This window comes from Alphaproteobacteria bacterium PA2 (genome assembly GCA_002256425.1).
In the GTDB taxonomy this organism is placed as follows: domain Bacteria; phylum Pseudomonadota; class Alphaproteobacteria; order Caulobacterales; family Caulobacteraceae; genus Phenylobacterium.
On sequence record NKIZ01000001.1, the window covers coordinates 2,628,445 to 2,654,325 of the forward strand.

At 65.2% G+C, this 25,881-nt stretch carries 33 protein-coding genes; 10 read left to right on the forward strand and 23 right to left on the reverse strand.

Translation table 11 applies throughout. From position 1 onward, the window contains the following. Positions 1-62: 62 nt before the first annotated feature. Entirely contained in the window at positions 63-470 is a 408-nt protein-coding gene (locus CFE28_12675) for a hypothetical protein (GenBank protein ID OYU70772.1), read from the forward strand. On the opposite strand, the gene CFE28_12680 is transcribed toward CFE28_12675, so the two are convergent. Both CFE28_12680 and CFE28_12685 read right to left on the reverse strand, forming a co-directional pair. Further along, the gene (locus CFE28_12680) at positions 467-2,155 is read right to left on the reverse strand and encodes a hypothetical protein (GenBank protein OYU70773.1); all 1,689 of its coding nucleotides are present in this window, start codon (positions 2,153-2,155) and stop codon (positions 467-469) included. The two genes, CFE28_12675 and CFE28_12680, sit on opposite strands and share 4 nt — an antisense overlap. A gap of 100 nt (positions 2,156-2,255) precedes the next feature. Next, positions 2,256-2,984: a hypothetical protein gene (locus tag CFE28_12685; protein ID OYU70774.1), complete on the reverse strand. Its 729-nt coding sequence runs from the start codon at positions 2,982-2,984 to the stop codon at positions 2,256-2,258. Between the two features lie 225 nt (positions 2,985-3,209). Between CFE28_12685 and CFE28_12690 the strand changes: the two genes are divergently transcribed. Beyond that, positions 3,210-3,650: a hypothetical protein gene (locus CFE28_12690; GenBank protein ID OYU70775.1), complete on the forward strand. Its 441-nt coding sequence runs from the start codon at positions 3,210-3,212 to the stop codon at positions 3,648-3,650. Here the strand turns inward: CFE28_12690 and CFE28_12695 are convergent. From CFE28_12695 to CFE28_12710, 4 genes are all read right to left on the reverse strand, one after another. Next, positions 3,626-4,222, reverse strand: coding sequence for a DUF1287 domain-containing protein (locus tag CFE28_12695; protein ID OYU71696.1), 597 nt, complete (start codon positions 4,220-4,222; stop codon positions 3,626-3,628). The genes CFE28_12690 and CFE28_12695 overlap by 25 nt on opposite strands. 65 nt (positions 4,223-4,287) lie before the next feature. Further along, positions 4,288-4,599, reverse strand: a complete 312-nt coding sequence (higA, locus tag CFE28_12700; GenBank protein OYU70776.1) for an addiction module antidote protein, HigA family — start codon at positions 4,597-4,599, stop codon at positions 4,288-4,290. Between the two features lie 27 nt (positions 4,600-4,626). Next, positions 4,627-4,911 (reverse strand): Killer protein, encoded by a 285-nt coding sequence (locus tag CFE28_12705; protein ID OYU70777.1) that lies wholly within the window; start codon positions 4,909-4,911, stop codon positions 4,627-4,629. A gap of 73 nt (positions 4,912-4,984) precedes the next feature. Then, positions 4,985-6,220, reverse strand: a complete 1,236-nt coding sequence (locus CFE28_12710; protein OYU70778.1) for a hypothetical protein — start codon at positions 6,218-6,220, stop codon at positions 4,985-4,987. Positions 6,221-6,424: 204 nt separating this feature from the next. On the opposite strand from CFE28_12710, the gene CFE28_12715 reads away from it, so the two are divergent. Further along, a complete protein-coding gene (locus CFE28_12715) occupies positions 6,425-6,622 on the forward strand; it encodes a hypothetical protein (protein ID OYU70779.1) in 198 nt (65 codons plus the stop codon). A 253-nt stretch (positions 6,623-6,875) separates the two neighbouring features. Here CFE28_12715 and CFE28_12720 read toward each other — a convergent pair whose 3' ends face one another. The 9 genes from CFE28_12720 to CFE28_12760 form a co-directional block, all read right to left on the reverse strand. After that, positions 6,876-7,550, reverse strand: coding sequence for an aquaporin family protein (locus CFE28_12720; GenBank protein OYU70780.1), 675 nt, complete (start codon positions 7,548-7,550; stop codon positions 6,876-6,878). Positions 7,551-7,553: 3 nt separating this feature from the next. Next, a complete protein-coding gene (locus CFE28_12725) occupies positions 7,554-8,072 on the reverse strand; it encodes an ArsR family transcriptional regulator (protein ID OYU70781.1) in 519 nt (172 codons plus the stop codon). 8 nt (positions 8,073-8,080) lie between these two features. Then, complete coding sequence (locus tag CFE28_12730) at positions 8,081-8,413, reverse strand: transcriptional regulator (protein OYU71697.1); 333 nt, start codon at positions 8,411-8,413, stop codon at positions 8,081-8,083. A gap of 199 nt (positions 8,414-8,612) precedes the next feature. Continuing rightward, positions 8,613-9,791: a serine hydrolase gene (locus CFE28_12735; protein OYU70782.1), complete on the reverse strand. Its 1,179-nt coding sequence runs from the start codon at positions 9,789-9,791 to the stop codon at positions 8,613-8,615. A 26-nt stretch (positions 9,792-9,817) separates the two neighbouring features. After that, the gene (locus CFE28_12740) at positions 9,818-10,336 is read right to left on the reverse strand and encodes a GNAT family N-acetyltransferase (GenBank protein ID OYU70783.1); all 519 of its coding nucleotides are present in this window, start codon (positions 10,334-10,336) and stop codon (positions 9,818-9,820) included. Between the two features lie 60 nt (positions 10,337-10,396). Further along, positions 10,397-10,597, reverse strand: coding sequence for a hypothetical protein (locus CFE28_12745; protein OYU70784.1), 201 nt, complete (start codon positions 10,595-10,597; stop codon positions 10,397-10,399). 5 nt (positions 10,598-10,602) lie between these two features. Then, positions 10,603-12,396, reverse strand: a complete 1,794-nt coding sequence (locus CFE28_12750; protein ID OYU70785.1) for a Na+/galactose cotransporter — start codon at positions 12,394-12,396, stop codon at positions 10,603-10,605. A 355-nt stretch (positions 12,397-12,751) separates the two neighbouring features. After that, entirely contained in the window at positions 12,752-13,096 is a 345-nt protein-coding gene (locus CFE28_12755) for a hydroxylase (protein OYU70786.1), read from the reverse strand. A 62-nt stretch (positions 13,097-13,158) separates the two neighbouring features. Then, positions 13,159-14,277 (reverse strand): hypothetical protein, encoded by a 1,119-nt coding sequence (locus CFE28_12760; GenBank protein OYU70787.1) that lies wholly within the window; start codon positions 14,275-14,277, stop codon positions 13,159-13,161. A 198-nt stretch (positions 14,278-14,475) separates the two neighbouring features. Here CFE28_12760 and CFE28_12765 point away from each other — a divergent pair, with 198 nt between their 5' ends. Together CFE28_12765 and CFE28_12770 are read left to right on the forward strand one after the other, a co-directional pair. Further along, positions 14,476-14,835 (forward strand): hypothetical protein, encoded by a 360-nt coding sequence (locus CFE28_12765; protein ID OYU70788.1) that lies wholly within the window; start codon positions 14,476-14,478, stop codon positions 14,833-14,835. A 19-nt stretch (positions 14,836-14,854) separates the two neighbouring features. Continuing rightward, the gene (locus tag CFE28_12770) at positions 14,855-15,334 is read left to right on the forward strand and encodes a hypothetical protein (GenBank protein OYU70789.1); all 480 of its coding nucleotides are present in this window, start codon (positions 14,855-14,857) and stop codon (positions 15,332-15,334) included. A 5-nt stretch (positions 15,335-15,339) separates the two neighbouring features. Here the strand turns inward: CFE28_12770 and CFE28_12775 are convergent, their stop codons facing one another. After that, positions 15,340-15,840 carry a hypothetical protein gene (locus CFE28_12775; GenBank protein OYU70790.1) on the reverse strand — a complete coding sequence of 167 codons (501 nt, stop codon included), beginning with the start codon at positions 15,838-15,840 and terminating at the stop codon, positions 15,340-15,342. Between CFE28_12775 and CFE28_12780 the strand changes: the two genes are divergently transcribed. The 3 genes from CFE28_12780 to CFE28_12790 are packed head-to-tail and all read left to right on the forward strand — an operon-like array spanning position 15,839 to position 17,382. Continuing rightward, positions 15,839-16,312 (forward strand): hypothetical protein, encoded by a 474-nt coding sequence (locus CFE28_12780; GenBank protein OYU70791.1) that lies wholly within the window; start codon positions 15,839-15,841, stop codon positions 16,310-16,312. The two genes, CFE28_12775 and CFE28_12780, sit on opposite strands and share 2 nt — an antisense overlap. 3 nt (positions 16,313-16,315) lie before the next feature. Further along, entirely contained in the window at positions 16,316-16,543 is a 228-nt protein-coding gene (locus CFE28_12785) for a transcriptional regulator (GenBank protein OYU70792.1), read from the forward strand. Continuing rightward, complete coding sequence (locus CFE28_12790; GenBank protein ID OYU70793.1) at positions 16,540-17,382, forward strand: hypothetical protein; 843 nt, start codon at positions 16,540-16,542, stop codon at positions 17,380-17,382. The genes CFE28_12785 and CFE28_12790 overlap by 4 nt, the downstream gene beginning before the upstream one ends. Before the next feature lie 3 nt (positions 17,383-17,385). Here the strand turns inward: CFE28_12790 and CFE28_12795 are convergent, their stop codons facing one another. Then, positions 17,386-18,222: a hypothetical protein gene (locus CFE28_12795; GenBank protein OYU70794.1), complete on the reverse strand. Its 837-nt coding sequence runs from the start codon at positions 18,220-18,222 to the stop codon at positions 17,386-17,388. 57 nt (positions 18,223-18,279) lie between these two features. Further along, positions 18,280-19,068 carry a hypothetical protein gene (locus CFE28_12800; GenBank protein ID OYU70795.1) on the reverse strand — a complete coding sequence of 263 codons (789 nt, stop codon included), beginning with the start codon at positions 19,066-19,068 and terminating at the stop codon, positions 18,280-18,282. 96 nt (positions 19,069-19,164) lie between these two features. On the opposite strand from CFE28_12800, the gene CFE28_12805 reads away from it, so the two are divergent. After that, positions 19,165-19,551 (forward strand): transcriptional regulator, encoded by a 387-nt coding sequence (locus tag CFE28_12805; protein OYU70796.1) that lies wholly within the window; start codon positions 19,165-19,167, stop codon positions 19,549-19,551. Between the two features lie 24 nt (positions 19,552-19,575). Here CFE28_12805 and CFE28_12810 read toward each other — a convergent pair whose 3' ends face one another. Together CFE28_12810 and CFE28_12815 are read right to left on the reverse strand one after the other, a co-directional pair. After that, positions 19,576-20,493, reverse strand: a complete 918-nt coding sequence (locus tag CFE28_12810) for a protein-tyrosine-phosphatase (protein OYU70797.1) — start codon at positions 20,491-20,493, stop codon at positions 19,576-19,578. Positions 20,494-20,519: 26 nt separating this feature from the next. Further along, the gene (locus CFE28_12815; GenBank protein OYU71698.1) at positions 20,520-22,829 is read right to left on the reverse strand and encodes a TonB-dependent receptor; all 2,310 of its coding nucleotides are present in this window, start codon (positions 22,827-22,829) and stop codon (positions 20,520-20,522) included. A gap of 237 nt (positions 22,830-23,066) precedes the next feature. Between CFE28_12815 and CFE28_12820 the strand changes: the two genes are divergently transcribed. Further along, positions 23,067-23,468: an aldehyde-activating protein gene (locus CFE28_12820; GenBank protein OYU70798.1), complete on the forward strand. Its 402-nt coding sequence runs from the start codon at positions 23,067-23,069 to the stop codon at positions 23,466-23,468. A gap of 201 nt (positions 23,469-23,669) precedes the next feature. On the opposite strand, the gene CFE28_12825 is transcribed toward CFE28_12820, so the two are convergent. The 3 genes from CFE28_12825 to CFE28_12835 form a co-directional block, all read right to left on the reverse strand. After that, positions 23,670-24,218, reverse strand: coding sequence for a cysteine hydrolase (locus CFE28_12825; GenBank protein OYU70799.1), 549 nt, complete (start codon positions 24,216-24,218; stop codon positions 23,670-23,672). 30 nt (positions 24,219-24,248) lie between these two features. Continuing rightward, on the reverse strand, positions 24,249-25,343 hold the full coding sequence (locus CFE28_12830) for a hypothetical protein (protein OYU70800.1): 1,095 nt from the start codon (positions 25,341-25,343) through the stop codon (positions 24,249-24,251). Between the two features lie 66 nt (positions 25,344-25,409). Continuing rightward, positions 25,410-25,835: a hypothetical protein gene (locus CFE28_12835; GenBank protein ID OYU70801.1), complete on the reverse strand. Its 426-nt coding sequence runs from the start codon at positions 25,833-25,835 to the stop codon at positions 25,410-25,412. Between the last annotated feature and the right edge of the window lie 46 nt (positions 25,836-25,881).

The following is a 25,881-nucleotide window of genomic DNA, read 5'->3' on the forward strand; positions in this document are numbered from 1 at the left end:
AGAATAACCTGATACCGATCTGAGTGCGCCTGCGTTACTCAACAATTTCAGGGAGTTGGGTAATGAAAATCACGGTTGAAAGGCTGGTCCGCAAGCCTCTGCCTGTCGTCTGGGCCGCCTACACCACCCCGGCTGACATCATCGCCTGGAACGCCGCATCCGACGACTGGCACACCACCGCCTCCACCGTGGACCTGCGGGTCGGCGGCGAGTTCTCCTCCCGCATGGAGGCCAAGGACGGCAGTTTCGGCTTTGACTTCACCGGAACCTATTCCGAGGTCGAGACCGGGCGCCGCCTGGCCTACGATATGGGCGACCGCGTCGCTGAAATCGACTTCCTGCCCGAAGACGGCGGTGTCCTGGTGCGGGTCACCTTCGATGCGGAAACCGAGAACCCCGCCGAAATGCAGAGGGAAGGCTGGCAGGCCATTCTCGACAGCTTCACCCGGCACACCGAAGCCAAGACCTAGGGGCGGTTCGGCACGAGGCTGGCCAGCCGTTTGGCCACCTCATCGGCCCCCGGCCAGTCCAGGTTCTTGGCCAGCAGATCACCGATCAGCGGCGCAGCCGGCGGATAGGCGCGGATCAGCTCGATCATCTGGCTGGCCGCCTCCTCCCGCCTTGAGGTGTAGGACGGCCCGGCGCTCACCGTCAGGTCATAGCGCCCGACGCACAGGTCAAAGACCTTCTCCAGCGACCCCGACAAGGGTTGGTTGATCGCCGCCATTTCCGCCTCGCCATTGGGCCCCAGGATCCGCACCATCCGCGGCGCGCTGTAAACCTTGGGGATCAGGTCGATCAGTATGCGCCCGGCATGCCGGATCGCCCGGCTCAGATTGTCGATATAGTGGAAGGTCGAGACGTCCCCCTCCCTCTGCCGGGCCATGATCGCCTTGCCCGAGGTCTCGTTGGATTTCGCCCCCAGACTGGCGTCATACATGCCCATGATCGCCTTCATGTCGTCGCTGGCGTTCAGCGCCTCCTGAAGGGCCCCCGCCGGAACCCCGGCATAGGGCTGCCTCTGCGGGGCTTCAGGGCCGTCATATTCGATGAAGGCGTGGGACTGGGTGTTGGCGCTGGCCCACTTGGCGGCGTCCGTATCAAACGCCCCCCGTCGGCCGATGAAGGGCGTCTTGGGCGCCAGGGCCACCAGCTCGGTCGAGGCCGTCCGCCAGTAATTGTACATCCGCTGCGGATCCTTGGCGTCCCGCACCAGAGACCTCAGGCGCCGGGCGCCGTCCACATGGATCGCCTCCCCATAGACCGGCACGATGGGGATGTACCGCCCGGCCCAGTCCACGGTCTCCAGCACCTCGGCACCCGAGAGGATGTACTGCGTCACCTTGTGGCTGGTCGCCGGCCTTGGCCGCCCAACCACCGTCGCGCCCGCCGCATCGAACAGGGCCTTCTGCGCCTCATAGACATCCTGCCCCACCACCTGACCGTCCGACAGGGCCAGCAGGCTGCGGCTCACCGTCTCCCGCTTCCAGAACTCGGCCAGCCGCACCCGGTCGGCTCCGTCCCGGCCACCGCCGCCGGATCGCCGGTCAGCCCCCTCGCCGCCGGTCCAGTCGCAGACCTCCGCCCCCTTCCAGCGGGCCTCGAAGCCCTTGCGGGTCAGGCTCTCCACCACAAAGGCCAGGTTCCAGTCTGCGGAGTCCGCCCCCGTGGCGAAGGGATCGCCATAGACGCTGAACGGATCGGCCACCGGCTCGATGGCCAGGTCCTGATGGAAGCTGTCATCGTCGGCGTAGCGCGTATTGATCCGGAAATAGCCGAACCCGCCTGTCACCGCGAAATCCAGGGCTGTGTCATAGGCCACCTCGGCGTCGCTGGACTGCTCGATGTGGCGGATCAGGCCGTTCAGCAGTTCGGCTGTCTTCGGGTCCGCCCCGTCCCCAACCGGATGGCAGACAATCGCCGGCTTGTTCTGCCGCGCGTCATTGACCACCTGCCGGATGAAGGCCGGCAGCCGGTTGATGGTCAGACAGGGCCGCCCCTCGGCCTGCCGCTCGGCCATGACCCGCGGGCTCCACTGCTCCCCCAGCCGGGCGAACCGGATATCATCCGCCGCCGCCCGACGGTTCTCCCCCTCCGCCTCACTCGCCAGGGCGAAGGCCGCCTGGGCCTCACTGAGCAGATCGCTGTGCTTCATCAGACATGACTCCTTGCGCCCCGGTTGGGGGCGTTGGGTTGGTTTTTAAACTGCGTCGGTTTTGGGCCTCAGCCCGTGCAGGTCCTGTCGGCGGGTCGCCTCAGCGTCCCTGGTTCTGAGCGTCCCAGGCCTGAGCCTTCACCCCGGCGATCAGCAGCCAGAGGGTCAGGGTCCCTTCCGCCAGGAAGCCCGGCAGCAGGATCCACGGGAACAGCCCCGACGCCACGGACGGCGCGACAATCCCCAGGGCGCTGTTCACCACATAGCAGACCCCGGCAAACCCAAGGGCCCAGCCCAGGACCCGCGGCAGGAACTTCGCCTTGGCCACCAGGGCGCCAACCATTACCAGATGCAGGCCAAACAGCATCAGGCCGATGGCGAAGATCGCGGTGTGCAGCCGCAGGGAATACATGGCCAGGCCCATGGCCTGAGCCGCCTCCGCCGCTGACTTTCCATCCAGATTGCCTACCAGCAGGACTGGAACCAGGAACAGGCCGGCATTGGCCAGAATGACCGCCGAATAGACCAGCCGGAAGGCCGCCGCCCCGAAGGACAGGGCCTTGCTCACCGGCGCCAGCAGCAGGAACAGCAGGACCCCGACGGCCACATCGCCGATCGCCACCGCCACATCGGCCAGAACACCCCAGCGCCACAGGTCCTGCGAGGCCGAAATCTTCGCCGCCGTCGCCGCAGCATCGCCGGAAACAACCAGCCCGCCCCGCACCACAGCCTCGGCGAAGATCGCCCCCACCATGATCACCAGGTAGAAGGCCCCCGCCCACCGCGCAGCCCGGCGCGCCGCAGCGCCATCAGCAAGTCCAGCCATCATCGCCCGCCCCACAGAAGCCCAGCCTGAGGCTAGTTCAGCCACCAGCGGACCCGAAGTGAATTAATGTTCACGGCCTCCCCTCCGCCGGGGTGACCGAATGCAGCCAAATTCGCCTCTCAGGCGAGTTTTCTTAATTCTCTCAATCCTCTGGCGAGAAATTCTTTGACAATCCGCCGCCGCTCCCCTCCCTGCCGGGAAAAGGTTAACGCAGGCGACGGGGGTCCCATGTCCAGCATTCGCAATCTCATCGCTGCGGCGACGGTCATCATCTCCACGGCCCTGGCGCCCGCCGCCCAGGCCTGGAACTGCCCCCCGGGCTGGCTGCCGGTGGTGGACATCGACCCGCGCGCCACTGGCGGCCGGTATGGCGAGGCCTATATCGACAACGCCAATATGGACTTCGTGGCCCCGGGCATTGTCGCCATCTCGGTCTTTGTCCTGCACCAGAGGGGCTATGTGATCGATGGCCTGCCTACCAAGAAGTCCAACTTCCGTGTCGAGATCGACTGCCGCCGGTCCGACCTGCGGATTGTCAGCCTCAACCTGCTCAGCGACCGCCAGTTCATCAGCACCCGCTTCCAGGGCCGCGACCTGCGCTGGAGCACCATCCTCCCCGACACCAACGGCGACGTCATCGCCCGCTATGCCTGCTGGTACGGGCGGTAGGGCTTAAGGGCCGGGCGCCAGCGATAGTGCCCGGCGGCCGCATCCAGCCACAGGGTCAGCAGCAGGTCCTCTCGCGCACCAAAACCATGGTTCTGAACCACCCTTGGCAAGACGCCTGTGTGCGAAACAATCGCCACATGCGGTCCACCTCGAGGAAAGCCGCGCCAGGTGAGGATGTCGCCGACCTCGAGCGTCCCGGGAAATCCGGTGATCATGGCCGACTCTGATGCCTCCCAGACCTTCGCACCGCACCGCCGCCAATAGGTCTCCAGATTGGGCACCCGTCGATGGTCGATATTCCTGTCAGGCTTGGTCAGTCCCCAGCGACCCGGATAGGCCTTGAAGTTGGCGGCCATGTCTTCATGCACCAGCTGTTGCAGGTCGATGCCCCAGGCGACCCTGGCTGCCCGCACGATAACATCGGCGCACACCCCGGTGTTCATCGGTGCATCGCCATTGGGATAGGCCAGCTTCCGATAGGCCGGGTCATACCCCTTGGTCACGCCGATCTGCCTGCGCGCGGCCGCAACCAGGTCGGCGCCTGCGGCAATGTGCGGACCGCCAGCCATCATGGGTGCGGCGGCCAGTCCCGCGATCAGCTGTCGACGGGTTGGTTGCGCTATTGCCGTTTTGTCCATCACCGCGGTGCCAGCGGCTGGATCTTCGCCAGATCATCCCGGGCAGCTATGGCCGCCTTGGAAAGATCGTGTGTCGTCTGGAGGTTGATCCAGAAATCGGCGCTGGTGCCGAACACCCTGGCCAGCCGCAGGGCCGTGTCCGCCGTCACCGGCTGCTTCTCGCGGATCAAACGTTCGATCCGCGTACGATCCTTCAGCCCCATGGCCCGCGCCAGCGCCCCCGCCGTCAACCCATAGTCCGGCAGATAGTCTTCGCGGAGATGCTCGCCGGGATGCGGGGCAGGTGTTTCAAAGGTCGTGAAATCCGTCATACGCCCGCGCTCCGATGGCCAATCGCCCTAGTGATAGTCAACAAACTCAACATCTTCCGGCCCTTCATCGCCCCAGACAAAACAGATGCGATACTGGTCGTTTACCCGGATTGACCATTGTCCGCCTCTGTCCCCCGTGAGCGGGTGCAGCCGGTTGCCGGGCGGCGACCTCAGGTCGTCAACCTGAACGGCTGCGTCCAGCTGCAGAAGCTTGCGCCGTACAGCTTTCAAGGCGTCAGGCGCAAAGCCCTTGCCCGGATTTCGACCTTCAAAGATCCGCCTGGCAGCCTGACTTTTCCAACTCCGGATCATCTTGCCGATCTGCTCCGTCTCTGTAGCACATCGCGCTACACATTCAAGTCGATTGTAGCTCCATGCGCTACGATTACCCCATCCAGTCCAAAGGCCCACGCTCCATCACCCTCACCGGCCTGACCGCCCGCACCAGCCGCCGGTTCAGCGCATACTCACCAAACGCATCCGCCCCATGGCTGGCCTGATCATGCAGGGGTCCTGAAAAGCTGTAGGTTCCGGTGTTCCAGCGCTTGCGATAGGCCCTCAGCCGCTCCAGGCCCGCCGCACAAGCCGCCTCGTCGAACCAGGCCATGGGGATCATGGCTCGGGCTGCGGCTATGCGCTCCTCCGGCCCCGCCGCCGTCCCCACCTCGATGGGCGCCAGGCCCAGACCGCTCAGGGTTTCCAGCCGCGAGCGCCCCTCGGCGCCTAGTTCCCGCACCCGCACATCGTGGGGCAGGTAGTGGCGGCCATAGACATAGGGCTTCCCCGCAATCGCCTGCCGGACAATGGCCTGCAGCCCCTCGCCGGAGGTCTCGAAATAATCGATGACCCGCACCTCCCGGCCCGCCGTCTGGAAGAACCAGATGGCCGTATAGTCGTCGATCCCCAGGTCCCAGGCGGTGTCGACCTTGAGCGTCGGGTCGTAGGGCACGGAGGTGATCCGCCCCTCTGCCTGCGCCGCCTCCAGGGCCTCGCCGTAATAGGCGCCTGGCGCCGGACTGTCGAAGGCCACCATGTATTCCGAATTGAACCTGGCCCGCCCTTCGGCCTGGGAGCCGCACTCAGCGATCAGGTCGGCCTTTTCCTGGGCCAGCTGGTCGGGCGTAAACACAGAGGTCTCGGTGGCTGGCGCCTTGAGGGTGAACCAGTCGCCATCCCGACTGCGGCTCTCAAAGGCCCGCACCGCATGGTTCCGGCCCCTGGGCGTCCACAGGAACAGGGCCCAGCCGCCGTTCTCCGCCAGGATCGGCCGCATATAGGTCCAGGCGTCGGGCTTGGCCAAGGCCCACTCCGAGAACACCACGCCCAAGGGCGAGGCCCCCACAAGCCGGTCATAACTATCCGACCCCACCACCTGCCAGACCGAGCCGTTCGCGAAGGTCAGCTTCATGTCGGCGTCCCGGGTGCTAGTGCGCAGGTGTCTGGCGAAGGCCTCGTCGATCCGCTTGCGTCCGGTGTGGGGATTGACCGCGTCCCAGATGGCCTTCCGCCCCTGGGCCAGCTCGGGCAGCATGTGCCAGTAAAGGCCGGGCTTTGAGGCCATGCACATGGCCGCCCAGTGCAGGGCCACCTCATCCTTGCCCCACCGGCGATGGGCCGCCACATCGGCCCGTGTTCCGCCCTTCTGCAGATAGTCGATCAGGCCGGCCTGATAGTCTCTCGGCCGCCAGATTTCGGGAATGTGCGTCAGAATTGGCGGACCTCCACCTCATAGCCTTCCGGCCAGCCCCGGGGGTCCCGGGGCGGATCAGGATCTGGTTTCGAAGTCCCGGGCGGCGCAGCCCTGGCAGAGGACTTGGCAGGGGGCTTGGCGGTGGACTTGGCCCTCGCCTTCGCAGGCGGCCTTGCCGCCGCCCTGCCCTCAACCAGGGCCAGCCGCGCCTCAACCGCCGCCAGCCTGGCCGCACAGTCGCAATCTGGCAGGCGCGCAGGCGCAATCGCCCGCCCCCTGAGGAGTGGTCTGAACATGGAGCCTCCAACCTGTCTGGAATGTGTCGGAGAGTAAGGCCCGCCCCTGGCCGCAGACCCACTCCCTCAAACTGGTCAGAACTTACCGGAAACGACTCCAGTCGTCAAGAACAAAAGAAGAACATTTGACCGCAGAAGCAGCCCCCACCCCCGGTCATACCGGCGAAGGCCGGTATCCAGTTCATAGGTCACACCATGTCCGGAAAATCCGCTCCTCGGGCGCCCGATAACCGCCCAGCCTTACGAACTGGACCCCGGCCTCCGCCGGGGTGACCGGTGGTAGCGGGACCTCAGTCCCGCCCCTTCAGCAACCACCCCATCACCCCCAGCCCGATCCCGGCGCCCGCCAGTTGGGCCGCGATGAACCCGGGCGCTGAGGTCGGTGCAATCCCCGCAAAGGTGTCGCTGAGGCTGCGCGCAATCGTCACCGCCGGGTTTGCAAACGAGGTGGAGGCCGTGAACCAGTAGGCGCTGGTGATGTAGAGCCCGACCATCCAGGCCGTGGCCTCGGGCCGGAACCGCACCGAGCCCAGAATGACCGCCACCAGACCAAAGGTCGCAATCACCTCGGCCAGCATCTGCGACGGTCCGTCCCGCAGCTTGGTGGAGACCTGGACCAGGGGTTCAGCAAACATGGCGTGGGCCGCCCAGACCCCCAGGATCGCCCCGATGATCTGCACGGTGATGAAGGCTGCGGCCTCGCCCCAGGCCAGCTCCCGCCGCGCCGCAAAGACCAGGCTCACCGCCGGATTGAAATGGGCCCCCGATATCGGCCCCAGAATGGTGATCAGCACGGCCAGGCCGGCCCCCGTCGCCAGGGTGTTTCCCAGCAGGGCTATGGCCACATTCCCGCCGGCCAGGGTCTCGCCCATGATCCCGGAACCCACCACAATGGCCAGCAGCAGGGCGGTTCCCAGCCCCTCGGCGGCCAGCTTGCGGCCAAGGCTGAACGGCGCGTCAGCCATGGCTCAGGCCTCGTCCCGGGTCTTGCCGATGTCGGTCAGTTTGGCCTGGAGGGTCATCCGGTCCAGGGTCGCCAGGGGCAGGCTGACAAAGGCCTCGATCCGGTTCTGCAGTCGCCGATAGGTCTCGGCGAAGGCCAGGGCGATTTCCGCCTCACTTCCCTCGGCGTCGGCGGGATCAGGCACCCCCCAGTGGGCGGTCATGGGCTGGCCCGGCCAGATGGGGCAGACCTCGCTAGCGGCGTTGTCACAGACGGTGAAGACGAAATCCAGCTCGGGGGCGTCGGGGTTCTGCGCCCTGGAGAATTCATCCCAGGCCTTGGACCTGAAACCCGAGGTGTAGTAGTCCAGCTTGTCCAGCAGGGCCACGGCGTTGGGATTGACCCTGCCCGTCGGCATGGACCCCGCCGACCAACCGACGAACCGACCCTTCCCCAGCCGGTTCACCAGGGCCTCGGCCAGGATCGAGCGGCAGGAATTCCCCGTGCACAGGAACAGCACATTGTAAGGCCGCTTCATGGTCATCTCCCCCCTTAACAGCAGACTTCGTCGGACAGCTTCAGATCGCCGCAGATTTCCGGCGAGCCATTGCAGCAGTCATCCACCAGAAAGCCGAGGACCTGACGCATGCGATCAAAGCCCGCAGAATAGATGATGGATCGACCCTCCCGTCGGGAGGTCACCAGACCTGCGCCCGCCAGAATGCTCAGGTTCGCCGACAGGGTATTGGCCAGGCTGCCGGTGGTCCGGGCAATATCACCGGCCGCCAGACCCTGCGGGCCGACCTTCACCAACAGGCGGAAGACCGCAAGCCGACCGGGATGGGCCAGGGCGCTCAGAGCGCCGACAGCATCTGTAATTTCCATATTTCCGGAATAGTCGAATTCCCGGACCGGCCAAGTGAAGCTTTGATGACACCCAACCCCGGCCATGCCGGGGAAAGACAGGATCACCACAAAGGTCACAAAGACCCGTCGCCTTCGTGGCCTTGGCGCCCTTCGTGGTGAAAAGAGACGGCCCGGAACGCCGCCGCCCCAACCCCGGTCATACCGGTGGTGGGTTTGGCTACCCCAGAGCCCCTGCAATCAGGTCCTGGGTCATGGACTGCAGGCGAGGGGAATTGTCTTCCGCCATCCGCTGGATCAGACCCACAAAGATCAGGTCATTCTCCCAGTCCACCCAGAACCAGGTCCCGGCTGCGCCATCCCACTGATAGGTCCCCCTGCCCACCCGCGATCCCGCCGCCGCCGGATCATGGAAGACCGCGCCGTTATAGGCCTGCCCATAGCCCGGCCGGATCTGCTGCAGGCCAATGCCATAGCCGCCCCCCAGAACCTCGTCGGACAGGCGCTGGGCGCTCATTTCGGCCACGGAGTCCGGCGAGATGATCCGCACACCCTCCAGCTCGCCGCGGTTCAGCAGCATCTGGGCGAACCGGGCATAGTCGGTCGCCGTCGAATAGAGTCCGCCCCCGCCGCCCGGCAGGGGCGGAATGGCCTCGGGGCCCCTCACAATGATCGGCAGGTTGGAATTGGTCAGGCCCTTGGTCTTGCTCATCCGGTAGAGGGTGGCCAGCCGGGGCATCTTCTCGGCCGGCACGAAGAAGTCCGTGTCGACCATGCCCAGCGGCGTGAAGATCTTCTCGCGCATGAAGTCGGGCAGGCTCATCCCCGACAGCTTCTCGATCAGGGCGCCCTGCAGGTCCATGCCTAGGCTGTAGCGCCACTGGCTGCCCGGCATGAAGCCCAGAGGACAGGCCGCAATCGCCTTGGACATCTCCGCCAGGTTCGGCTGGCCCCAGACCCCATTGGCCAGGTATGTCACATCAACCGGATCCTCGGGGTTCCAGCCATAGCCCAGCCCCATGGTGTGGGTCAGCAGGTGCAGCAGGGTCGGCGCCGCAGCCTGCCCGTCCAGCGTCTTGACGTCGGCAAACTCGGGCAGGTGTCTGGACACCAGGTCGTCAGGGGACCACAGGCCCTGCTCCCGCAGGATCATCATGGCCACGGCCGTCACCGCCTTGGTCATGGAGAAGATGCGGAAGATGGTGTCGAACTTCAGGGGCTCGGCGGTGGCCAGATCCTTCATCCCCTGGACCGAGCGGTGGGCCACCTTGCCATGCCGGGCCACCAGGGTGACGGCGCCCGCCAGCTCTCCCGCGGCGATCAACTCGGCCAGGGTCTTATCGATCTTCGCCAGCCCAACGGGGGAAAGGCCAAGGCCCTTCGGATCTGCATCCATCATGGTCGTCTCTCCCCGACTTATTGTTTTTAAAGTATTTTTTCCAGAACGACGAATTCCAGGCCGGGAACCTGCGGCTCGCCGAACCTGGGAATGTCATAGGGAAAGGGCCGGGTCTCGCCGGTCTTCTGATAACCCCGGCGCTCGTACCAGGCGATTAGCTCTGCGCGGATCGAGATCACGGTCATTTCCATGCGCCGGGCCCCTTCGGCCCGGGCCAGATCCTCGGCCGCCGCCAGAATGGCCCGGCCCGATCCCTGGTCCTGCTCGCCCGGACGGACCACCAGCATGCCCAGATACCAGACCTCTTCGGTCTTCGGCTCCAGCCAGACCGTGCCCTTGATCTCATCTCCGGCCTTGACCAGCATCAGCCGGGCGCCGGGAATTTCGGCCAGTTCCCGGGCAAGGGTCTCCGGGTCCGTCCTCTGGCCATCCACATAGTCGGCTTCAGTGGTCCAGCCCTGCCGGGAGGAGTCCCCCCGATAGGCGGAGTTCACCAGGGCGGCGGCGGCGGTCAGGTCGGCGGCGGTGGCTTTAACGAGCATCATGCCCCCCGAAAACCACGCCCCGCCCCGAAAATCGAGCAGAAAAGCGCGGCGCCATCTCCCCTAATCCCGATGCTTCTCCGCCCGCAGGGCCATGACCATGGCGCCGACCCCGAAGGCCAGCATCACCGCCCCCCAGACCAGGTTCAGGTTGAAGCCTATGGCCTCCAGCTTCAGCTCGGCCGCCGGGGTGATGAACCCGGCCAGGATCAGCAGCAGGCCGATCCCGGCGCAGAGCAGTCCAATGGGCATGCGGACATCCATGGGGATCACCAGAAGACAATGTTGAGGGCAAGGGTGGCGGCCAGGACAATCACCCCCAGCACCACCGGGCTTTTGAACCAGGCGCTGGCGGGCTCATCCACCCTGGGCGTCAGGGAATAGACCAGTCCCACCAGGGACTCCTCGTCATGGGCCTTGGTCATCAGGCTGCCGACAATGGTCAGGACGAAACAGACGCTCCAGGCCCAGATGGCGGTGGTGAAGTTCTGGGCCATTTCGCTGGGATAGGTGTGGACCAGGCCCAGCCAGCCGCCCTTGATCCCCGCCACGGCCCCCACTGACAGGGTCAGGCCATGGTGCAGGGCCGCCGCCGCCGTCCCGGCCAGCAGGCCCCAGAAGGCGCCATGCCCCGTGGCCCGCTTCCAGAACATGCCCAGCAGGAAGGTCGCAAAGACCGGCGCATTGACGAAGGCGCAGATCAGCTGGATCAGGTCCATGATGTTGTTGAACTGGGTGGCCATATAGGCCGCGCCTATGGACAGCAGGATCCCCGCCGCCGTGGCGATCCGGCCCATGGTCAGATAGTGGGCGTCCGACGCCTCCTTGCGGATGTAGGCCTGGTAGATGTCATAGGTCCAGACGGTGTTGAAGGCCGTCACATTGCCCGCCATGCCCGACATGAAACTGGCCAGCAGGGCCGTCAGCCCCAGGCCCAGCATGCCGGTGGGCAGGCTCTTGATAAGCAGGTTCGGCGTGGCCAGGTCATAGTCCAGCTGGGGCTTGCCCGCCGCATCCAGCATGGGCTTGCCCGTCACCGCGTCCAGCTTGACCGGAATGATCCCCTGGGACGCTGCGGCCGGACTGGCCCCAACGCCACTGGCGTGGGCCGGGTTCATGGAGGCCGTGGTCAGGGCCATGGCCGCAAGACCGGGCACGATCACCAGGAAGGGAAACAGCATTTTCGGAAAGGCGGCGATCAGGGGGGTCCGCCGGGCCGCACCCATGGAGTCGGCCGCCATGGCTCTCTGCACCACCAGGAAGTCGGTGGTCCAGTAGCCGAAGGACAGGACAAACCCCAGGCCCATGATCAGACTGCCGGCGTCGATCCCCATCCGGTTGGTCTCGGGGCTGCCCATCCCCTCCCACACATGCAGGTAGGAGGGATCAAGGGTGGTGGTCAGGCCCTGCCAGCCCCCTACCGCCTTGAAGCTCAGCCAGGCCAGGGGGACAAATCCCGCCACGATCAGGAAGAACTGCAGGACCTCGTTATAGATCGCCCCCCGCAGCCCCCCGGCGTAGATATAGGTCATGACCACCAGGGCCGAGGCCAGTATGGCCGCATGGAAGATCCAGGTCTGGGGCAGGTGCAGGGCCGCAAACGGCGCGTCCAGCACGTGCAATACGGTGATCAGCTTGGCCATGGCGTACATGGACACCCCCGACCCGATGATGGTCATCACCGCAAAGCTGAGCGCATTCAGCCCCCGGGTCTTCTCGTCAAACCGCAGGCGCAGGTATTCCGGGGCCGACCTAGCCTTCGAGCCGTAATAGAAGGGCATCATGAAGATGCCGATGAAGACCATGGCCGGTATGGCGCCCAGCCAGTAGAAATGGGCCGTGGCCATGCCGTACTTGGCGCCCGAAGCGCCCATGCCGATGACTTCCTGCGCCCCCAGATTGGCCGAGATGAAGGCCAGGCCGCACACCCAGGCCGGGATCGACCGCCCGGCGAGGAAGAAGTCCGTCCCGCTCCGGGTCCGCCCGGAAGCCAGAAACCCCACCGCCAGCACCACCACCAGGTAGAGCCCCAGAATCGACCCGTCGATCAGACTTAGATGCACGCTTCGCCTCCCCAGGCTTTGGGAGGATCATTCGCTGGAATGGGGGTGAGGTCAAATGCCCACCGGTCATTCCGGCGGAGGCCGGTATCCAGGTCCTAGGTCACGGCGCATCGGGAAAGGCCGCTCCTCGGGCGCCCATCATGCTCAAAGCCTTATAAGCTGGACCCCGGCCTCCGCCGGGGTGACCGGTGGGGGGCTGATAGGTCGCGACATCTACCCCCACCCCCGGTAATACCGGCGGAGGCCAGTATCCAGTTCGTAGGTCACGGCATTTCCGGAGGGGTCGCTCTTGGGACCCTGGCCCACTACGCAGCCCCATCAACTTGACCCCGGCCTGCGCCGGGGTGACCGGGGTTCAAACCTCCCAAAGCCCATGATCCACCCCGCCCTGGAGGTAGATTGCAAACCGCCCCCGCCCCGGCATGTCCGTGGGCGCCATGGCGATGGTCGCGCCCTGGGCCGCAACCGCAGCCACGGCCGCGTCAATGTCCTGCACCCGCCAGTAGGGCCGCACCACCGGGGCTTCGCCGGGCCTCAAGGGCCCCCGCACCCCCACCTCGCCGCCGCCGGCCATGACGGCGGTCCGGGCGCCGCCCAGTTCAGGCACGGCGGGACCGAAGCTCACCCCATGGGCGGCCTCATAGGCGGCGCAGACGGCGTCGACGTCCTCGGTGACGATTTCCAGATAGTGCGGGGTCATGGCAGGGCTCCTGGCGGCATGGCCCCGCATAAGAGCCGATCCGCCCGGCGATGTTTAGCCCCCTACCCCCCGAACGCCGCGCCCACCAGGCCCTTCAGCACCCCTGACATGCGCAGGCCCACATCCTTCCGGTAGGCCGCCGCATCGCTCAGAGTCGCAGCGAAGTTGAAGTGGGTGGTTCCGCCGAGGGAGGCGCGCAGGGACTGGCCGGCGGTCGCCCCGGTGCTGGCCACCTCATAGTACTGGCTTCCCACCAGGACCGGCCGGGCCAGGGTGACGATGACGTCGCCATCCTTGGGGCCCATGGAGCGCACCACCCGCTTGGCGTTGGTGCTGGTGGGCAGGCGGAAGGACAGGCGGGTCTTTTCCTCGCGGAACCGCACGGCCGACTGGGCCGTCGCCGAGAACTCCACCGTCGAGCCGCCGACGCCCCCGGCCCAGCCATTGCGGACCACCCCGCCGGAGATCTGGGTGAAGTTGATGAACTGCCAGGCCTTGATCACCACACAGTCCAGGGCCTTGCCGATCTCGATCTCCCAGCCCGGGGCATAATAGGCGGTCTTGGACGGATAGGTCTTGCCGTTGAGATAGCAGCAGGTGCTGCCCTCGAAGGGCGACAGGTTATAGGGCGGCAGGCCGGTGGCGCCGACCACCTGGACGGTCCCGTTATGGTCGAGGTCGTTGAGGGCGCCCGTCCCGGAATTGTCCGTGATGTTGAGAACCGTATAGGTCCCGTGATTGGTCAGGCCTGTGCCGGTGAGGATGCTGGCATAGGCCGGCTGGGCCGCCAGCAGGGCCTCATCGAGCACTTCGATCCCCTTGGCCCGCAGGTCAGCCTTCAAGGCGGCCAGGCCCTCATCGGCGATGGACTGCATGATGGCGGTGTCCGGATTCTGCCAGACCATCTGGGCGGCCACCTCCCGGGCGTTTCCGCCCCCCAGGACGAGGTTGCCGAACCGGGTGGCGTTGTCCTTGCGCACGGCGCCGTCCAGCTGAAAGGCGCAGACAAAGTTGGCGATGATCACCCGCTTGACCCCGGCCAGGGAGGCGACAGCGCCCTCGACCACGGCGAAGTCGCCAGCTGGGGTCTGCCCCCGGGCGGCCGGACCGGCGAGGGCCGCCAGGCCAAGGGCCCCGGCTGAGGACAGAAGGACCCGGCGAGACAGATTGGACTTCGACATTGGCTGATTTCCCGAACGGCGATCCGGAGTCAGGCAGGCGCCCCGGTCACGCGGTTTCGGGCAGACTTGCGGACCCTGCGCGGCCTGTCTTGACCCAAACGGGTCTTGTCGCGCGGGATGAACTGTGCATGTCGGTGTCGCGATCCGGCGGGGGTCCTGATACCGTTCACCCGTCGCCTACCCGCCCGGGAAAACCAAATGGTCATGCTCGCTGCGAAATACCTGATCTGGCTTGGTCTGGTCCACATCGGGTTTGGACTGACCCGTTACCGGGGCATCCTGCTGGCGGCCCTGCGGGAGGGCTTCACCGGCCGTTTCGCCGAATCCGACGAGCGCAGGGCCGCCTTCTGGTTTCTGATGGCTGGCCCCCTGACCAGTCTCACCGGGCTGGGCGCCGTGGCCGCCGCCCGTGGAGATCAGGGTCTGATACTCACAATGGGGATCTGCTTGCTTCTGACCTGCGGCGTCGGTGTTCTGGCCTTCCCGAAATCGCCCTTGTGGACCATCCTGCCCCCAGCCTTGATCTTCATCGCAGGCGGCCTGGGCTTCGTCAGCTAGCCCCCGAAAGGAGCACCCCATGTCCCCCATGACCCTCTGCCTCTGGTACGACAAGGACGCCGAAGCCGCGGCGACCTTCTATGCGCAGACCTTTCCGGACACGAAGATCACCGGGGTCAGCCGGGCGCCCACCGACTATCCCGGCGGCGGCAAGGCGGGAGACGCCCTGACGGTGGAGTTCATCCTGATGGGCGTGCCCTGCATCGGCCTGAATGGCGGGCCCATGTACAAGCACAGCGAGGCCTTCTCCATGCAGATCGCCACCGACACCCAGGAAGAGACAGACCGCCTGTGGAACGCCATTGTCGGCAATGGCGGCGAGGAAAGTCAGTGCGGCTGGTGCAGGGATCGCTGGGGCCTCTCCTGGCAGATCACCCCGCGGGCCCTGTCCAACGCCATGGCCCGGGGCGGCGAGGTCGCACAGCGGGCCTTCACCGCCATGATGGACATGGGCAAGATCGACATCGCCGCCATTGAGGCAGCCGTGCGGGGTGACTAGGGACCCTACTGCGGCCCGACCATGGCGGTGATGAAGCTTTCATAGTCCTTCAGGGCCGTCGGATCGTCCTTCACGATCTGGACCATCTGGGCCGGAATGTCCTTCAGGTGGTCCTGCATGGCGTCCGGCGAGCCGCCCATGGATGAACCCAGGGCCCGGAAGATGGCGTAGGACTGCTGCTGGTAGGCTGGGAAGTCGACCTTGTCGGCGCCATTGGCGAAGGTCTTCACTGACAGGTCATAGAAGGCGTGGGCGTTGGGGTTGGCGAAGAAGGCCGCCTGGTCATTGCCCTGCATGTTGAAGCCCGGCTGGCCAGCTGCCCCGCCGTGATGGGGTCCCCCATGTAGATGCGCCCGCATGCGGTCATGCATGGCGTTCAGGTCATGACAGGCGGTGAGGCCGAGCAGGGCGATCAGGGGCAGAAGTCTGAAGTTCACGGGACGCTCCTTTGAGGCGTTGCAGCGGCGACCTTGTCTGGCTATCAACAGGTCAAGAAACTTGAACATGATGTCAGTGATTATTTACATTATGTCAAGAATACTTTCCATCATGGAGCCCGACATGTCCTTTCGCGAGACCTCAGCCTGGATCACCCTGGTCAGCGTCGCCCTGTGTTTCGGGATCTATTTCGGCGCCCTGGCCACGGGACTTGTCCATGTCCCGAGCCTTGAAGTCCTTCACCTTCTGCTGGCCTGCGTGGTCGGTCTCGTAGCCCTGCAGGTCGGCCTGCACGCCCTGGCGGCCCGTCTGACCCCGGCGGCGGACAGGGCCCTGGCCGATGAGCGCGAGGCCCTGATCCAGATGCGCGCCCGGTCCATCGGCTATTATGTCCTGATGGTCGGGGTCCTGGCCCTGGCCATTCCCGGGCATATGGAGATCAGCAAGATCGACCTGCTGAACTTCGCCCTGCTGGACCTGGTCATCGCAACCTTCGTCGTGGCCGCCGCCCAGATCGTCATGTTCCGGCGGAGCCTCTAGGCCATGGCCGCCCCTCCCCCCATCGCCAACCACATCCGGCGCCTGCGCTTCGAGCACGGGGAAATGACCCAGTCCGAGCTGGCGCTGAAGATCGGCATGACCCGGCAGACCATAGCCGCCATCGAGGCCGGCAAGTACGCGCCGTCCCTGGAGGCCGCCTTCAGGATCGCCAGGGCGTTCGGGGTTCCGCTGATCGAGGTCTTCCAGTGGGTGGAGGGCGACCAGCCTTGACCACCGCCTCCAGACCTCTTGCGACCTTCGGCCTCCTGTCCCTCGCGACCGTCGCTCTTGGTGTCTTCATAACCGTGTCCCAGGGCGCGCCCCTGGCCCTTGGACTGCGCAATTTCGGAGCCTGGGGGGCCGGAGCCCTGCTGGCCACAGGGATTGCAGCGGTTCGGTGGACGGGGCTGCAGGCCCTGGTCCTGCGTCTGTCGCCAGTAATCCTGCTCCTCACCCTCTTCAGCGCCGACATGCAAGGGGTCCGCCGATGGGTGGATCTGGGGCCGGTTCACCTCAACGCCGCCATGCTGGTCCTGCCGTCGGCGGTGGTGGCCCTTGCAGGGCTGGCCGGGAAAGGTCCCTGGCCCTGGGGCCCCGCCCTGGTCTGCGGCGCCATATTGGTGGCCCAGCCCGACGCCTCCCAGGTCACGAGCCTCGCCGCCGCCAGCCTCGTCATTGTCCTGCTCAGTCCGGGCAGGCCAGCCGTCAGGGCTGCGGTGGTGCTGACAGGCCTGGTCCTGACCGCCATGGCCTGGACCCGGCGCGACCCCCTGCCGCCCGTTCCGGAGGTTGAGGGCGTCATCAGCCTGGCCTTCGCCTACAGTCCCCTGCTTGGCGTTGTCGCGAGCGGCCTGCTGCTGGCCGTGGTGGTCTGGCCGCTTATGGCCCTTCGATCAGGTGAAGCAAGACTGGGCGCCGCCGCCCTCAGCGCCCTGCTGGCCGGATGGGTGCTGACGCCTTTCGTCGGCGCCTACCCCGTCCCGCTTCTGGGCCTGGGCATGAGCCCGATCCTCGGTGTCTGGCTTGGGGTGGGCATGCTAGCCCGTCAGGCCCGGTCAGACACGGCCTAGGCCCTATTTCGGACCGACAAGGCTGTAACCATACCGCCCCATATAGGGGTAGGCGGCGCTGTGGCCAGGCCGGCTCTCGGCAGGAGAGGTGACCGGGGTCAGGTTCCAGATGTTCTCGACCCCCGGCGGCAGGGCGACAATATTGGCGTCGCCTCCGGTGCTGTTGGCCGGAATGCCCTTTTCCGCAATGTAGGTCACAAAGGGCGCGAAGAACCAGAAGACCTGATAGCCGGCGTCCATGAAGGTGGCGATGACCTGACGGCTGGCTTCGGGGTGCTGGATGGTGGCTTCAGCCAGCCAGATGGCCGACTTTCTGGCGATCAGATCCTTGGCGCCCTTGAGCACCTCGGGCTCATAGCCCTCGACGTCAATCTTCACCAGACGGGTGTCGGCCGGGGCGATGTCGTCAAGCCGGACGACCATGACCGGTTCGGTCGCTTCTTCGGTCAGATTGATGCCGATCTGGCCGAAATTCCGGTGCTGGGACAGGGGCGCCTTGGGAAACTGCACCAGACCCGGCTCAGCCCCGGCGGCCGCGTGGAAGACCTCCACGTTGAACAGCCGGTTGTTGAGGACATTGGCGTTCAGCAGACCGGCGATTCCCCGGTGAGCCTCGATCGCCACGACCTGCCAGTCGGGCCTGCGGCGCGCGAAAGGCAGGGCGATGGAGCCGATATTGGCGCCCACATCGATATAGGTCCCCTGCCCCACAGCGGACTCCACCAGGAAGTCCAGCTCCATCCGGGCGAATTCCCCATGGTCCCGCAACGACCGACCTACAGTTGCGTCCAGGGCCGGAAATTGAAAATTTAAACCGTAAGCTGTGGTGCAATCGATCATGATCACGGATTGCACGGGGCGCCAGGCGGTGCAAGGTGCGCCCTGTCGCACCCCTGCTCAGAACTTGCCGTTGTTGTGAGCCATCTCCATTGGGATTTCCGAGATGATATCCCAGTGCTCGACGATCCTGCCGGCCTCCAGGCGGAACAGGTCATAGAAGGCCGAGTGGGCGCCGGCGAACTGACCCTCCGAAACCGCCAGGACGAAATTGCCCTCGGCCACCAGCCGGTGCAGGCGCGTATAGGTCATGGAGAGCCCCTCCCGGGCCATGGCCGTCAGGGCGGTGTTGAGGCCGTCCAGGCCGTCGGCAATGCCGGGATTGTGCTGGGCATAGTCCGTCTGGCTGATGAAGTCGGTGATGGCGGGAGAATCCTGGCCGATCAGAATGGTCTCGATGAAGCCCTTCACCAGCGCCCGGTTGGCCTCGGTCAGCGCCACGTCAGTCACCGCCGTCGGGCCATCGGTCTGGGTACGGCCGGAGGGATTGGCCGGGGCCAGGGGCGCCAGGTTGTCCCAATGCTCCACCACCTGGCCGTTCGCCACCCGGTAGATGTCAAAGCCTGCCAGCCTGGGGCCGCCGAACAGGTCGGCGTTCTCATAGGTGTTGTGGAAGGCCACCAGGTCACCGTCCGCCAGGGTGCGGTGGGTGGTGGCCTTCAGGCCGCTGGCCTTCAGTGCCGGCAGGAAGCCCAGAATGGTCTCACGACCCGTGGGAACAGCGGGATTATGCTGGATGTAGTCGGGGGCGATCAGGGTCTGCGCCCGGTCAGAATCAAAGTCTGTAAACAGGGCTGTCTGGGCGGCTTCGGCGATCTGGCGGGTCGGGCTGATGGGGGTCTGGGTCATGGAAGCGTCCTCTGGTCTGGCCCGGAATTGCGGCCTTGCAGGGCTCGGTATCAATCTGATACCAAGTGTCAATTACGCACCTTTTGGATACCCGGTATGCTGCAGATAACCGTCACCTCCCTGCAGGACGGCGCCAACTGTCCGATCCGCAACGTCCTGGCCATGGTCAGCGGCAAATGGCAGACCCTGATCCTCCTGGCCCTGGCCGATGGTCCCCTGAGGTTTTCCGCCATCAAGCGGGCCATAGGCGACATCACCCAGCGGGTCCTGACGGAAAACCTGCGTCTGCTGGAACGGGACGGATACCTGGTCCGGACGGTGGTCGCCACGTCGCCGGTCCAGGTCAGCTATGAGCTCACCGCCTTCGGCGACGAATTCGTCACCCTCTTCATGCCCCTGGCCGGCTGGGCCGAGGGCGCCCTGCCCCGGGTGGTCAGGGCACGGGCGGACTATGACCAGCGCAAGGCCCGGGACCAGTCATGAGGACCAGGGCCTGATCCTGTGACCCTAGCGTACGGGCTCCAGCAGCCTTGCGCGAATGGTGGCGAGCTCTGCGGCAGACACGCCCAGGCGCTTGCGGACAAAGGCTTCGACTGACCCATAGTCCTTGGTGATCTGGGCCAGGGCGGCCTCCAGATAGGCCGGGTCCGCCCGCATCAGGGGAGCGATGAGGTCGGACTTGGTGTTGCGCATGTAGGCATAGGGATCCTTGTCCCCAGGAGGCGGCGGCGCAGAGGCTGCAGCGCCCCGGAAGTCGCCGGCCTTTTCGGTCAGGACATAGTCTTCGATCACCTTGTCCCGTGGCACGCCGAGGACGCTCAGGACCAGGGCAGACGCCAGGCCCGTCCTGTCCTTGCCCGCCGTGCAATGGAACAGGAGTGGCGACTTGTGCGCCGCCAGACGATGAAAGACCTCGCTGTACTGGTCGGCATATTGCTCGGGCATCTGATGATAGAAGCCGATCATGGCCTCCCTCACCTTGGCCTGGGACGCGTCGGGCCCCTGCATGGCGCCCATGAGGGCGGCTTCACCCTTTGAGGTGTAGGCCTTCGAAAGGATTTCAGGCTCGCCAGCCCGCCAGTTGGTGGGCTCAGAGGCGCGCTCGGCTGTAGAGCGGAAGTCGATGACCGAGGTGATGCCCAGGGGCGCCAGGACGGCGTAGTCCTTGTCGGTCAGTTGGGTCAGGCTGCCGGAGCGGTAGAGGACGCCCCAGCGCACCTGATGGCGACCATCGGCGGTGCGATAGCCGCCGAGGTCCCGAAAGTTCCGCTGACCTTCCAGAGGGATGGTCCGCGGGTAGGACGCCTTGCTGGCGGCGACCGGCGCCGGGCTCGCCCGGTGCGCGACCTCCGCCAGGACTGGCGTCGCCGCCAGGCTGAGGGCCGCAACGAGGCTCAGTGTACGTAACATGGTCATGGTCCTCATTGCGGAAAGCCCCTCGCCTTTCGGCCTTACATCTTCAGATTGATTTCAAAGCCCACCGTACGGGGCTCGTTGTAAAAGCCGCTGAGACCTGCGGCCGTGCTCATGAAGTTGGCGAAGATGTGCTCTTCGTCGAGCAGGTTGCGCGACCAGATCGAAAAGGTCGCCTTGCCCGCCGAGGTCGGGATCTCCGTTATCGCCATGCGCGCATTGACGATGAAGGCCTTGTCGCCCTTGGGCTGCTTGACAGTCACAGCCCGCGTCACCGGGTCATATGCGACGTCGGTGTAGTTGGAATAATAGCCGGAGTCATAGTTGGCATCGAGGTGGGCGATGAACCTGGCGTCCATGAAGGGCGCCTCATAGTCCATGGCAAGGCTGCCGGAATTTTCGGGCGTGTAGACCTGATAGATCGGGATCGGAACGGTGATCAGCTGGCCGTTGGACTGCCGGAAGGGGTTCAGGGTGTCCGGAATGTCGACGATATTGTGCGCGAAGCTGGCCGAAAGTGTCAGGTTGTCGGTGGCAGCCAGGGTGAAGTCGGCTTCAAAGCCCTTCAGATCACCATTGCCCGGCGCATTGGTGGTCTCCGTGGTGGTGCGCAGGGTGCTGAGCAGAAGGCCGGTAACGGGATCGGTCTGAAGATACTGGGCGCTGAAGTCCAGCTGGATATCCTTGTAGGTCCCGGCATAGGCCGCGACATTCAGGCGGGCGCGGTTGTCGAAGAACTCGGTCTTGGCGCCGACTTCGAACATGGTGACGACTTCTGGATTGAAGGCTGAATAGAACAGCGAGCGGGAATTGGCGCCGCCGGACTTGTAGCCGCTGCTCCACTTTCCGTAGACAAGTACGTCGCTGCTGACGTCATAGGCGACATTGATCAGCGGATCGAAGCGCGACCAGGAGGTGTTCAGGTTGCGGGCGGCGGACACGCCATTGACCACAGGCAGGGCGCCATTGATCGTGAACAGCTGGCCGACCTTCTGGTCCTCGGTCCAGCGACCGCCGGCCGTAATGTGCAGGGCTTCGTCGAGGACCTTCGGGGTCCAGGTGGCCTGACCGAATACGCCCTTTGAAGTGGTCTCGACCCGGCTGGCGCGATCGATCCGCTGCTTCGTGGGGTCCAGGGACAGGATGGTGTAGGCCGAGCCGGCGGCGTCAGTGAACTGGTTGGTGTTGAAGGCCTGGGCGTTGTCCTGGACGTTCTCCTGATAATAGAGCGCGCCGACCACGTACTTCACAGTCTCGGTATCGCCGATCAGCTGGATTTCCTGGCTCTTCTGGTCCTGGGTAAACTGGGCCAGGCTGTAGCGGCTGAAGGTAACCCCGGTGAAGACGCCCGACTGGCTCAGCATGGTGCCCGAGGCCGAGCCGTTGTCATACTGACCCTGGCTCAGGTCCCGGAAGGACGAGATCGACTTGAGGGTCATGTTGTCATTGATCTTCCAGTCCAGAGTCAGGCGGTGACCGGAGGTCTTGCCGATGCTGGGCTGCTGGGGGCTGCCGACGCTGGCGGTGGAGGCGCGGCTGGTCTGGACCTGGGATATGGCCGCATATTTCAGGGGGCCAGGAACCAGCAGCTGGGCGTAGAGCGTCGTGGTGGAGTCGTAAGAGGTGTCATAGGCGTAGTCGGCGCTGAAGTCGGCCGACGGCGTCCAGAGCAGGCCGGCATGGATGCCGCGCTTGGTATAGCCGCCGAAATCGCTGGCGCTTTGCAGGGGGTTCTGCACCCAGCCGTCACGGGCAGTGATCACCCCGTCCAGCTTGAGGGCGAAATCACCAAAGCTTGGCAGGTCGAGGTGGAGTTCGCTCTTGTAGGAGCCGAAATTGCCAGCGCCCGCCGTGGCAGAGAGCTTGAACTTTCCGCTGGGCTTCTTGGTGACGATGTTGACCGCACCGCCTTCGGTGTTGCGGCCGAACAGGGTGCCTTGTGGCCCCTTCAGCACTTCAATGTTCTCGATGTCATAGAGGGCTGAGCCCAGACCCTGCGGGCGTCCCATATAGACGCCGTCGACATAGACGCCGACGCCCTGGTCCCGGGCGGGCTGATTGCTGTCCGAGAGAACGCCGATGCCACGGACATTCATGATCAGGGCGCCGGGGCGGGAGAAGAAGGGCGCAACCTTCAGGGACGGGATGGCGCCGTCGCCGAGGTCGACCAGGGACTGAACGTGGCGGTCTTCCATGGCCCTGGCGCTCAGCACCGAGACCGAGATCGGCGTGTCCTGCAGGTTTTCAGTGCGCTTCTGGGCGGTGACCACCACTTCTTCCAGGGCCGGGGCCTCCGAGCCGTTGGCGGCGGCTGCATCGGCCGCGATGGCCGGGGTTGAAGCCGCCATGACGATGGCGACAAGGCTGGTGGTAGCCAGATAATTTGAAATGCGCACGAAAAGCCCCTTTTTGTGGTCTGGGGCCGGTGTCTAGATCAGGCTTGCATCGGTTTTTTTGCAGATATTTTCACTATACGTGTTGGAATTGCGACAGATCAGTGACTTCTATTGTCGGTATACTGTTCAAATTTCCAACTCTATATGACGGCATGTCGCGAGACTGGCGACTTACTAAGGGGACTATGAATGCACACCGGCTCATGCCTCTGCCGCGCCGTCCGGTTCGAGATCCATGGGGACCTTGCGCCGATCCAGGTCTGTCACTGCAGCCAGTGCCGCAAGGCCCAGGGCTCGGCCTTCGCGACCAATATTCCGGTGCCCTCTGCGGACTTCCAGTTCCTGGGCGAGGTGACGTCCCTGCGGGCGTTTGAAAGCTCGCCGGGCAAGGTCCGGGTGTTCTGCGGTGATTGCGGCTCGCCCATTTTCAGCCAGAGACCCGACACGCCCGACGTCCTGCGCCTGCGGGCCGGAACCCTGGATGATCCGGTGGAGACCGTCCTGGGCTTCCACTTTCACACCGGGTCCAAGGCGACCTGGCTGCCCCTCGACGACGCCCTGCCCCACTATCCCGGTCCAAAGCCGGACTGAGCTCCGCACCGGTAATACCGGCGTTGGTTGTGTGGTCTCTGCCGATCCCCCACCCCCGGTCATACCGGCGAAGGCCGGTATCCAGTTCGTAGGTCGCGGCACCTCCGGAAAACCTGCTCCTGGGGCGCTAGGCAGGCTCACAGCCCTATGAACTGGACCCCGGCCTCCGCCGGGGTGACCGGTGGTTAGAACCTCAGGGGCTCAGCCTAGGTTGCCGGCATGGACAAACTCGATCTGAGCGCTCGGGCGGACCAGGATCCGGTGATCGGGATGGGCCAGGTGGCCAAGGGCATAATTGTGATGCCGGATGGTGGTCTCCGCGGGGCTCACCGCGTCGCCTGTCGTATGGGCGTCAGAAGCCAGGACCACGTCGAACCCATGGGAGATGGCGGCCCGGGCGGTCGCGTCGACACAGAACTCGGTCTGGAGGCCACAGATGACCAGCCGTCTGACCCCAAGCCGCGCGATCTGGTCAGCAAGGCCTGTCTGATAGAAGCCGTCCGAAGCCGTCTTTTCGATAACAGTGTCGCCCTCGTGAGGCGCCACCTCCGGATGGATGGCCCAGCCCGCCGCACCCCGCCTCATCGGCTCGTAGCTGTCTTCGCCATGCTGCAGATAGATGACGGGCGTTCCGGCGGCGCGGGCCCGGCCCGCCATGTCCGAGATCGCGGCCAGCACTTCGGCCTCGCGGTAAGCGCCCGTGACTATGGCGACCTGGACGTCGATGATGAGGAGTGCGGTGTCAGTCACTGTGTCGTCCTCGAGGTTGCGGTTGCACCGTCAGGGCTTTGTCACCGGATTCAGCCGCGCCACGCCGCCGCCGGGCAGGTGGGCCTCATAGGTGCTGAACCGCCTATCGGGGGTCATGTAGTCCGTCGAGACATAGTGTGCGCCCGAATTGAAGGCCGCAATCTGGGTCGAGCGGTCATTGGTGCGGGCCTCCACGGTATCGGCGTCGGCGCGGGTGCGGACAATCAGCCCCGCCCTGACTGCCGCCGCAATCCGGGCGGCCTGGGTCTTCGGCTCATTGAGGGTGATATAGCCCGCCGCCGACTGGCCTTCATCCACATTGACGAACATGACCCGGCCCTCGAGGTTCCTGCGGCCGGCGCGGTAGATGTCGGACTTGGCCGGGCCCTCGTCCATGGCGAACAGGAACCTGCCCCGGGCAGACTTCAACTTCGGCCAAGCGCCTGCAGCCACAGCCTCACGCAGGGTGGGATAGCGGCCCTGGACGCTGTCGGGGGTGATCAGGTCGCCGGGGCGGAAGACTGACCGGATCTCGGCGTCGATACTGTCCATGGCCGCAACGTCGAAGGGCAGAAGCTGCGTCGCGCCCGGGACCGGGATCTGGTCGGTCTTGAGGTTCATGATCACCAGGATTGGCACATGGTCAGGGTGGCGGCGGGACCAGTCGCGCATCTCCTTGAGGCACAGGACAAAGGTCTGGCAGACGCTGCGATAGTCGAGGTCCGGTACATGCATGACCTTCAGCCCCGGCGCCGCCATGAGGCTGTTGTCATAGGGAACCTTCTCCTTCGCCAGTTTCAGGCCAAGGGGGTTTGAATAGCGGCCGCCTTCGGGATCATGGACGTAGTCCAGCTCGATCTGCCGGGCCCCGGCGTCCAGCTGGTCTTTGAGGGGCGGCTTGGCGTAGTCGAGGCTGGCGGCGGTCTTCGGGTTGATCGCCTTCAGCGTCGCCATTTCGGCGGGCGCAATGGCCATCTTGTAGCTGTTGTGGGTGCCGATCGCCTGGATCGCCGTCATGGGCAGGGCGTCCACCGCCGCCCGTGTACAGCCCGGCGCCCCGCTGGGCTTCTCCAGATCACAGCCAGGGGAAACAGTCAGGGCGGCGGCGAGGATGAGGGACAGCATGGTCGGGGCCTTTCAGGTCAGGCCCCGACGCTACACGGGTTTTGTGTCAGGTCGGAGAGGGGAAAATCACCCCTCGGCCTTCAAGGCCCCGCTCCTCAGCAGACCCACGACGTACATGGCGGTCAGGGCGATATTGGGGATCACGTTCAGCCCGTAACCGGTGGCGCAGGAAAGGGTCGAGTCAATGACGAACCAGCTGATCATCCCTGCGGTAATGGCGTTCCAGAGGGACCGACCCGCAGCGCCCTGCCGAATGGCTTCCTGGACGACGAAGTGCAGCATCACCGCCCAGCCGATTGAGACCCCGCCCATGACCCCAAGGCTGAACCGCAGAGGCGCGTCGAACAGGGCCGGGCTGGGCCCCTGCAGCATGGCCAGCACCAGCCGGGCCGGAGCATCAGTCGCCGGAAGGGCGCCGCCCGCCAGAACCACCCCGAACAGGCCGATGGACAGACACCAGATGAAAAACCACGAACGCCAGAGCCCGGACATGCTGCTCTCCCTCAAGATTGAGCCTTGATGACACGCCCAGGACTGC